This is a genomic window from Phormidium sp. CCY1219, from assembly GCF_035615515.1.
GTDB lineage: Bacteria > Cyanobacteriota > Cyanobacteriia > Cyanobacteriales > Laspinemataceae > CCY1219.
Window position 1 is genome coordinate 20,685 of record NZ_JAJENT010000360.1, and the last position, 9,773, is coordinate 30,457.

A 9,773-nucleotide genomic window follows, 5' to 3' on the forward strand; every position below is an offset into this window, starting at 1 on the left:
TAAACGATACTTAATCCTTCTGGGCGGGTTGGTAGCGGGGACAAGCTGTCACCCCTCAAAAGAAATTGCGATAGAATTGGTTGATTTGCCAGGGGTAGATACCGCGACACTTTAACTCGGGAAGGATGGGGAACTAATGCGTGTATAAAGTCATTGCATAAAGTGGTGGGGTTGGCATGGAGAAGGGGGATTGCGTTACATCGCATTTTGTGTTAAACTAAGAAAAAACACGTAACTGGAGAATACCATGAGTAATTCTACTGCTGAGAACCGATGGGAATTCTGGATCGACCGGGGGGGAACGTTTACGGATATCGTCGCCAAACGTCCGGACGGACAGTTGGTGATTCACAAGCTCCTTTCGGAGAACCCGGAACGGTACAACGATGCGCCGGTGCAAGGAATTCGGGAGATTCTCGGCATTTCAGCAGCAGAACCGGTGCCCCCGGAAATGATTTCGGTGGTGAAAATGGGCACCACGGTGGCGACAAATGCCCTGTTAGAACGCAAAGGCGATCGCACGGTTTTAGTGATTACCAAAGGGTTTAAAGATGCCTTGAAAATTGGCTATCAAAACCGTCCCGATATCTTTGCGCGGCAGATTGTTCTACCCGAAATGCTCTACGAAAGGGCGATCGAAGTCGAAGAACGCTACAGCGCCCGAGGACAAGAATTGCAACCGGTCAAGGAACAACCGTTAATTGCCGAGTTGCAAGGGGCATATAATGCGGGAATTCGCAGTTGCGCGATCGCCCTGCTGCATGGGTATCGCTATCCGCAACACGAGCAACAAATTGCCCAAATTGCCCGCGATATCGGGTTTACTCAAGTGTCGGTATCTCACGAAGTTAGTCCGCTGATGAAACTGGTCAGTCGCGGCGATACTACCGCGATCGATGCCTATCTCTCTCCAATTTTGCGGCGCTATATCGATCGCGTCGCCGGTGAGTTGAGCGATCGCGGCGGGGAAACCCCCCAACCCAGCAAAACCGACATCAAAAACCGCCTGATGTTCATGCAGTCCAACGGCGGTTTAACAGATGCCCAACAATTCCAAGGGAAAGATAGTATATTATCCGGGCCGGCGGGCGGCATTGTCGGGGCAGTGCAAACTAGCAAAATGGCCGGGTTTGAGAAAATTATCGGGTTTGACATGGGCGGCACTTCCACCGATGTGGCCCATTATAACGGCGAATACGAACGGGAATTTGAAACCGAAATTGCCGGTGTGCGCCTGCGAACCCCGATGATGTCCATTCACACTGTGGCGGCGGGCGGCGGTTCCATCTTGGTCTTCGACGGGTCGCGCTATCGCGTCGGACCCGAGTCTGCAGGGGCGAATCCCGGTCCGGCATGTTACCGCAAACAAGGGCCGCTCACGGTTACCGATTGTAATGTGATGTTAGGGAAAATTCAATCCAAATTTTTCCCGAAAGTGTTTGGACCGGATGGGAATTTACCCTTAGATGATGCGATCGTGCGGCAGAAATTTGCCGACTTAGCGCAACAGATAAAACGGGATACCGGGGACGATCGCACCCCGGAACAGGTGGCGGCAGGATTTCTGGCGATCGCGGTCGAAAACATGGCCAATGCGATTAAAAAAATCTCCCTCCAGCGGGGCTATGACGTATCCAAATATACCCTCTGCTGCTTTGGCGGTGCAGGGGGTCAGCACGCCTGCCAAATTGCCGATACCTTGGGCATGAAACAGGTGTTTATTCATCCCTTTGCCGGGGTATTGTCCGCCTATGGCATGGGATTGGCCGATATTCGCGCCATTCGCCAACGCAGCGTCGAAGCACCGTTATCCCCGGAAGTCATGCCGCAGGTGCAGCAAGTGGTGGCGCAATTAGCTACAGAAGGAACAGAAGAACTGCAACTTACTAGCAATGGCAAGGAAGAGATTCTTACTTTAGCAAAAGTGCATTTAAAATATCAGGGCACCGATTCGACTTTAGGGGTGGAATTTGCCGAAAATGCCTCAGCAATGAAAGCGGAATTTGAGGCCGCACATCGCCAGCGCTATGGGTTTATTAAAGAGGATAAACCCTTAATTGTCGAGTCGGTTTCTGTGGAAGTGGTGCAGAAAATGGAGACGCCAGAAGAGCCGAAAGTGTCTCGCCAGTCGCCCTCACTGCCTTCTCCAGTGGCGACGGTGGCAATGTACGATCGCGACGCATGGCACGATACTCCCGTGTATCAGCGCCAGGATTTGCAACCGGGCGATCGCATCTGCGGTCCGGCTATTATTATGGAACAAACCGGCACCAATGCAATCGCGATCGGATGGGAAGCAACATTGAGCGATCGCAATCATTTGATTCTCTCAAAACTTGTTGAATCCGGGGAAAATGATGCAGTTACAGAACTGCAAGCAGCAGGGATTGGAGAGCGTAATTCCACATCGAAACCAGACCCGGTGATGCTGGAAATTTTCAATAATTTATTCATGGCGATCGCCGAACAAATGGGCATTACCTTGCAAAATACCGCCTCTTCTGTTAATATTAAAGAACGGCTCGATTTCTCCTGCGCTATCTTCGATCGCCAAGGGCAACTTGTGGCCAATGCCCCCCATATTCCCGTGCATTTAGGCTCGATGAGCGAAAGCGTGCAAGCCTTAATTGCAGACAAAGGCGATCGCTTTCAACCCGGGGATGTTTTTGTCTCCAATAATCCCTACAATGGCGGCACTCATTTGCCCGATGTAACGGTGATTACCCCGGTGTTTGAAGAAAAAGGCAGTATTCTGTTTTATGTCGCCTCTCGCGGACATCATGCCGATATCGGCGGAATTACCCCCGGTTCCATGCCTCCCAACAGTACCAGCGTGGAAGAAGAAGGGGTTTTGTTGGATAATTTCCAACTGGTTCGCGCCGGAAAATTCCGCGAAGTCGAATTATTAGACTTGCTGAAATCCGGAAAATATCCGGTGCGAAATTCCGCCCAAAATATCGCCGATTTACAAGCGCAAATTGCCGCCAACGAACGGGGGGTGCAGGAACTGCGAAAAATGGTGGAAAATTTTGGCTTGGAAACCGTACAAGCTTATATGGTATTCGTGCAGGATAATGCAGAAGAATCCGTGCGGCGCGTGATTGAAGTGTTGAAAGATGGCGAATTTCGCTATCAAATGGATGGCGGCGGAGAAATTGTCGTCAGCATTCGCATCGATAACCATAATCGCCGCGCTCAAATCGATTTTAGCGGCACTTCTCCCCAACAATCGAGTAATTTTAACGCCCCGGAAGCAGTGTGTAAAGCGGCGGTATTGTACGTGTTTCGCACTTTAGTGGACGATAAAATTCCGTTGAATGCCGGCTGTTTGAAACCATTGGATATTATCGTTCCGGAAGGATGTATGCTCAACCCGCGCTATCCGGCGGCGGTGGTTGCGGGCAATGTGGAAACTTCCCAAGCGGTGGTGGATTCTTTATATGGTGCGTTAGGGGCGATCGCCGCCTCCCAGGGTACGATGAATAACTTTACCTTTGGTAGCGATCGCTATCAATATTACGAAACCATTTGCGGCGGTTCTGGCGCAGGCCCAAACTTCGATGGTACCGATGCGGTACATACTCACATGACCAATTCCCGCCTCACCGATCCAGAGGTGCTAGAATGGCGCTTCCCGGTGTTATTAGAAGACTTTTCTATCCGTCAAAATAGCGGCGGAAAGGGGAAGCATCATGGCGGTAATGGGGTTATCCGTCGCCTTCGCTTCCTCGAACCCATGACAGCCGGAATTTTATCCAATCATCGGCGGATTTCTCCCTTTGGGTTGAATGGCGGTGAAAATGGTGCCTTGGGTAACAATTATGTAGAACGCAGCGATGGTACCATAGAGCAATTAAGCAGCACCGATACGGTGCAGATGAATCCGGGGGATGTATTTGCGATCGAAACACCGGGCGGCGGCGGTTACGGTTCGCCAACCCAGGCGTAATTGAATCGTTAATTCACTCAAGTAAGGGGGGCATTGCTCCTGACAGTTAGATCCTCATGTGGAAGCAACTCGGCAATGCCCACCCTACTCCCTTTTCCACCGAAGGAGCAATAGTAGATTGCTTTCGTTGATGGGAAGAATTTACCCGGAAATTGCCCCATTCCTGACGGTGAGTTTCCCACGCTTGGGGCATTTCATCCCAGATTTCTCCGTCTAGCAATCTCCCGCCGGCTTTTGGGGTTCTTCCACCCACTTGCTTGAAGAAAAATGCCACCCCCTCCGCTTGACAGCGATCGCGAATATTCTGCGCCCATTCTAATTTCATCGGGCGGTATTTCGGTCCGGATTCACCACCGACGATTACCCAGTGAATGTCGGTTAAATTCAGGGACAATGGTCCTAACAGCGGTTCGCAGGAAAGGAAGCGCACCGTGGCGGGAACTTGGCGCAAATAATCGATGCGGTGAACGTAGTTTTGATTCTCTACCGATACGCCCATCCATACATTTTTTGGCCAGTCTAATTTAGGCGATAGTTCCACCAATCGCTCGTGTCTTTTGGTCAATATTTGATAGATATGCCAGGGAGTTTCGCGCATTACATCAAATACATTTTGCAGGAATGAAAGGGGAATTTCTTCGTGAAACAAATCACTCATGGAGTTGACAAAAATTCGACTGGGTTTGCGCCAGCGCTTGGGGTCGGTTAAGCGTTCTGGATGCAGGGTTAAGTCAAATCCATTGGGAAAATTCGTATGAAACCGTTTGGTGAGAGCTTCTGCATAGCAATGGGTACAGCCCGGACTAATTTTTTGGCAGCCCGTAGTTGGGTTCCAGGTTCTATCTGTCCATTCGATGCCGGTTTTAGTGCTTGCCATAATTTTTTTTGAACAGGACAACAGCCGTTTGATTGTTTTAGAATTAGCGCGATCGCTACTCTTCTATTCTATCGGATTTTGAATTAAAAATCAACTTTTTTAAATTTTTTTACGATTTGAAGTTTCTCCGATCGCGTGAAAAATTTACAGCAAATTAGATACGGTAGCGGAGCGCATTTCTTGCTTGCCGAGGGCGATCGCAGCGATTTTCCCCTGGGGGTGGATTTTTGGCACATGTTGTGGTATAATATTGTTTTTGCCGTGAGGCGAAAGCCCTTGCGACTCCCCACCCCGGATGAATTGGCGGGAGCGATCGCCACGGATTGCACCGCTCCATCGAAGGGCGATCGATACATCCAGACTCCGAGGTGGCTCTAACTTACAATTTTTGGGATTTTTGGTAATCAGAATCGGGAGGCTAATTTTCTGGCGTGGGAGTTCAGTTTACTGATTAATTTTATCAAAGAAAAAAAGAGTTTAATTCCCTAATTTTACCGATAGAATATTTTTAACTCAGAGAATAAAATAAATCCGGGAGGCGCATGGAGATTGCCAAGCAAGGAACGGCGCGATCGCGGAGCAAACCCGCCACTCCCAGACCCCGGGGGATTTTATTCCCCGGCGACCCTGTTGTAATCGGGAAAAAACGCCCCGCCCGAGGAGAAAAATAGTCTGAGTGGGGGTTTGCCATAGCTTTCGCGGGGTCGGTATAATGAAGCGCACAAGGCTAATTACGGTTTATTACTCCCCAATCGGGTTATGAGGCAATGAATAATTCTGATAAAGTATCTACTAACTGGTTAGACTGGGCGATTCAGCGATACGCCCTGGCACTCAGCGCCCTAGAGGATGCTGCGCCAAATCCATCCTTAGAGCAAGTTCTAGAGGTTCTGAAAGCGCGCGATGCCGTCAAAACTGCTCGCGGTGACGATACCCATGCATCGGGCGAAAGTTTGGCGAAACTGATCGAATTAGATAACCGCTTAAAAAAACAGGGAAAAACCATCGCCGCCCACAACAGACTCGCCAACTGTCGGCAAAGTTTAGAAGCGCCAAAAGCGGCGTGGTGGTGGTTTCTCGACGCTCCACCTTCATCTCATCAGTCGCAACCAAAGTGGGCCAGGTTTAACTGGTTCTGGAATACCCTGACGGTGGCTTGTCTGGTAGGGGCCACCGCCTTCACTGTGGAAACGGGCAAGATTTTTTCGCGCAACGGATTCGATTTATGGCAAACCCTGACTACCCTTTCTCAGGGGACGGCGTTAGCGCTGGTGGCGGGGGGAACCCTGACGCAGAAAGGACAAAACGCGGTCAAAAATACCCTTTCTAGCGTGAAGATTAGCCCTCATTTACATGCAGAAACCACCTTGGTTGCCTCTGCGGCTCTGTTGGGGCTTTCTTACGGCATTTACATTTATCTGCCCGAGGCGGGGGAGTGGTATTACCAACAAGCTACCCTCGATTACAATCGCGGTGAATTATTAAAGGCGAAAGAAAAATATGAAGAGGCGATGCATTTGGCTCCGGAACAGCCAAAAACTCACGTGGCGCTCGGACAAATTTACGAAACCCTCGGACAACTGGATGCGGCTGAATCTCAGTATGAAATTGGCTTGCTGAAAAACGACCCGTTTTCCTATTATGGGTTGGGTAGAGTGACCCTAGAACGTGCAGAAAATCGCGAAAGTCCGAAAAAAGCAGCCGGGTATTTTCGCCGCGCGTTGCAAAAAGAGAATTTGCCGGAAAGTTTGCAAGCGCAACTCTATACCAATCTGGGAATTGCCCAGTTGCGACAAGTGGATAATGCCACCTCCAAAGAGCAGATTCAAAATTTGCTTGGCAACGCGAGAGACAATTTTCTTTCGGCGATCGCCCTGGAACAAAATATCCCGGATACCACGCCGGGTTGGGGTATCGCTCACTGCTATCTTGACAGTTTACCCGCACCGGAAAACCCCACGGAACCGACTATCAACCACGAACGATGGTGTCAAAGTGCCCAACCGCAAACCTTGGGAGATTTTGCGGCTTTAGCTGCGATCGGAAAAGATACATTGCAGCGCAGAATTAATGAAAGTCCGGCACTGACGCCTAACCCCAGTGTGGTGCTGCAAGGCAATCAAGAATTCGCTAGCGAGGAGGATTTTTATCCGCCGGAAACGATTACCGAACCGGGCAAATTGGAGGATTTGAAACTGCTGCTTTTCGCTCAAATTGATGATGCTTGGCGCACCTTACCCACGTTTGAGGACAATTTAGTTTATCAAGTGACGGTGAATGAAGAAGGCACGATTGTTTCTTATGAAGCGAGCGATCGCCTTGCTGAAGATTTCGTCCAGGAAACGCCGCTTCCCACTTTGCCCACAGCTGAGGAAAACCAGGGCGCAACTGCCCAATTCGAGGTGGTGTTTACCCCAGAGGGACAATTAGAGGTGCGTTAATCGATCGTCGATCGCGCTGATGGGAGAATATCTTCCGCAAAGGTACTCTGGAACCGAGGGTTTCTCGATTCGATGAGTGCCTGATTTTATGCCGGAATACTCGTTGTGGTTTACCTCCGGTTCTCTCATCAGCGCGATCGCTAGTATGTACCCCTGGGAATCTAACGAAAAGCTTTCCCTTATTTGTCCCTATCTCACGGTTGGTTGTTGCCCTCAGAGTCGAGGGGTTCTCAGATCGCTCCCCACCCTGTGTTAACTTTTGCTTTCCCAAGGAGGTGAAGAAAACAATACAGAATTAGCCAATTGTTTGTGATTAAACGGACAGCGTATTCTCAGCATTTGAGAGAATCCCTTGCTTTTCAACCATCGCCCCTTAACAGATTGCATCGATTGGCTATCCCCATTTTTTTAGACCCCCTCAACTCTGTGAATCGAATCTTTACAAAAATTATCCGTTGAGGTATTGACAGGGAAATATCAAGTGGATTACTATTATATTAGTTCATTTTGAGTGGCGATCGCCCTATCGACGATAGCGGGAAGCAACCGCAACCCAAGAGTTCCACACAAAATCGGACAAAAGGCTAGAACCAAGAAAAAAATAGAAAAATAACCTGTGGCAAAAACGAGAGCCAGAGGCAGAATAACAGAAAGTAAAAAGCCAAAGGGGTGTAAACGAATGACGATTTCACAGAGCCAAGTGCGGTCGGAATTGCAAGGAGCAGTCGGTCGGTATGCGGAAGCGCTGCATGAGATTCAAGAAGCCATTCCGAATATTTCAACCCAACAAGTTCTTAAACTACTTTTGGCGCGCGATCGCGTAGCCGAAGCCCTATCGGAAAAAACGAAAACCTCGGAAGAAATCCTCGACAAAATTACCGAGTTGGATCGGATTTTTCTAGACAACAGTGGTGCGATCGCTGCATCGGGGAAAATGCAGGAGTGGCGAACCAGCTTCGACCCACCGCCTTCCGCATGGTGGTGGGCGATCGAACCATCGAAGGAAACTGATAAATGGGACCGCTTTGATTGGGTGTGGGATGCCTTGAGTGCCGGCGCATTAGTGTTGTCGGGTAGCTTTATGGTCACTACATTCCAGGCATTTTCCCAAGACGGATTGGGCGTGGGAGAGGCATTTGGAGCCATTGCCCAAGCGGCGGGATTGGCGGTGGTGAGTCGCGGCGCATTGACCTCAGACGGACAACAAAAGGTCAAAGCCGGTCTCTCGAAAATCAATATTCCCGAGCGCTTCCATAGCGAAGCCACCTTTGGTTTTTCAGCATTGCTTTTATTAGCTTCCTACGGAGTTTATGATTCCGTACCGGACATCGGTCAGTTTTACTATCGCCAAGGGCAAAAGCTTTATGAAGCCGGGGATTTGACCGCAGCCAAAAAAAAGTATTTACAGGCGGAAAACCTCGACCCAGAGAAGCCGGAAATTAAAATCGCCCTGGGCGAAATCTACGAATCCCTGGATGAAGAAGACAAGGCGTTAGAACACTATAAAGCGGCAATGGAATATGGCTATGGCCACGGGTTCAACAATGCCGGTCGGGTCTATTTGAGTAAAGGAACTACAGGTCCGGATAATTCCAATACCCGCTATGCTGAAACCTTACTGCGACTGGGATTGCAGCGAATCTCAGCCGATCGATATCCCAATTTGGCATACCAACTCCGGCGAAACCTCGGCTGGGCGCTATTGCAACAAGAAAAATACGCCCAAGCTGAACCGGAACTCAAACAAGCGATCGCGCTGAATAAAACTCTTGATGAAGACGAAGTGGGCGGCGGAATGTCCTACTGTTTCTTGGGGCAACTGTACGAAATTCAGGGCAAGAACCAACTGGCACTAGAAAACTGGATAAACTGCATCGATTTCGCTAATCCGGAAACCATCGAGGAGTACGATTGGTTTATCGAGGTGGGGAAAGAAGAAATCGCCAACGTGGTGGATACCAGTTCCGTGGTGGTGGATCTCAACGGACCGACGTCGAAAACTACAGTGGAACAAGCCAAACAAATGCTGGTGGCAAAGTTTGCCGAAAGTCAGTCCGAATCAGCGGCTGAACCGAGTGCGCCACCTGCAATTACCGATCCGGCGCAGCTACAAGCACTCCGGGCGAAGCTGTTCGATCGCCTCGATCGCACCTGGCAAACCTATCCCACCTTCTCGCAAACCGTAGGATACCGGGTCAACGTGAACTCAGACGGTGCGATCGTCTCTTTTGAGGCGATGAATCAATTGGCGAAGGATTACGCCTCGGAAATTCCCCTCTCCACCTTGGTGGAACCCACGGAGACTGAAGAGCCTCTGGCGCAATTCTGGGCCACATTCACGCCCACCGGCATCCTGAATGTGAGTTTGGAGCAGCCAGAATTGTAAGCAATTCCCGGTTTGCATGGCTCACTAAATGCCTCATTCCTTCACGTCAGGGACTCCGTAGAAACCAACCCCATGTCTAAAGCCAGGGGCTTGTACTTCTAACCACCTGACCAGCCTAAA

6 protein-coding genes are annotated in these 9,773 nt (G+C 49.8%); 4 read left to right on the plus strand and 2 right to left on the minus strand.

Annotation, left to right across the window (positions count from 1 at the left end):
* The first annotated feature begins 247 nt into the window (after positions 1-247).
* Positions 248-3,949, plus strand: a complete 3,702-nt coding sequence (locus LKK83_RS06940; RefSeq protein ID WP_324630258.1) for a hydantoinase B/oxoprolinase family protein — start codon at positions 248-250, stop codon at positions 3,947-3,949.
* A gap of 46 nt (positions 3,950-3,995) precedes the next feature.
* Here LKK83_RS06940 and LKK83_RS06945 read toward each other — a convergent pair whose 3' ends face one another.
* Complete coding sequence (locus tag LKK83_RS06945) at positions 3,996-4,826, minus strand: DUF5131 family protein (RefSeq protein WP_324630259.1); 831 nt, start codon at positions 4,824-4,826, stop codon at positions 3,996-3,998.
* A 135-nt stretch (positions 4,827-4,961) separates the two neighbouring features.
* Here LKK83_RS06945 and LKK83_RS06950 point away from each other — a divergent pair, with 135 nt between their 5' ends.
* Complete coding sequence (locus tag LKK83_RS06950; RefSeq protein WP_324630261.1) at positions 4,962-5,204, plus strand: hypothetical protein; 243 nt, start codon at positions 4,962-4,964, stop codon at positions 5,202-5,204.
* 130 nt (positions 5,205-5,334) lie between these two features.
* Here the strand turns inward: LKK83_RS06950 and LKK83_RS06955 are convergent, their stop codons facing one another.
* Positions 5,335-5,517, minus strand: coding sequence for a hypothetical protein (locus tag LKK83_RS06955; protein ID WP_324630262.1), 183 nt, complete (start codon positions 5,515-5,517; stop codon positions 5,335-5,337).
* A 76-nt stretch (positions 5,518-5,593) separates the two neighbouring features.
* Between LKK83_RS06955 and LKK83_RS06960 the strand changes: the two genes are divergently transcribed.
* Positions 5,594-7,267, plus strand: coding sequence for a tetratricopeptide repeat protein (locus tag LKK83_RS06960; RefSeq protein ID WP_324630263.1), 1,674 nt, complete (start codon positions 5,594-5,596; stop codon positions 7,265-7,267).
* A gap of 679 nt (positions 7,268-7,946) precedes the next feature.
* Positions 7,947-9,653, plus strand: coding sequence for a tetratricopeptide repeat protein (locus tag LKK83_RS06965; protein WP_324630264.1), 1,707 nt, complete (start codon positions 7,947-7,949; stop codon positions 9,651-9,653).
* The last annotated feature ends 120 nt before the right edge of the window (positions 9,654-9,773 follow it).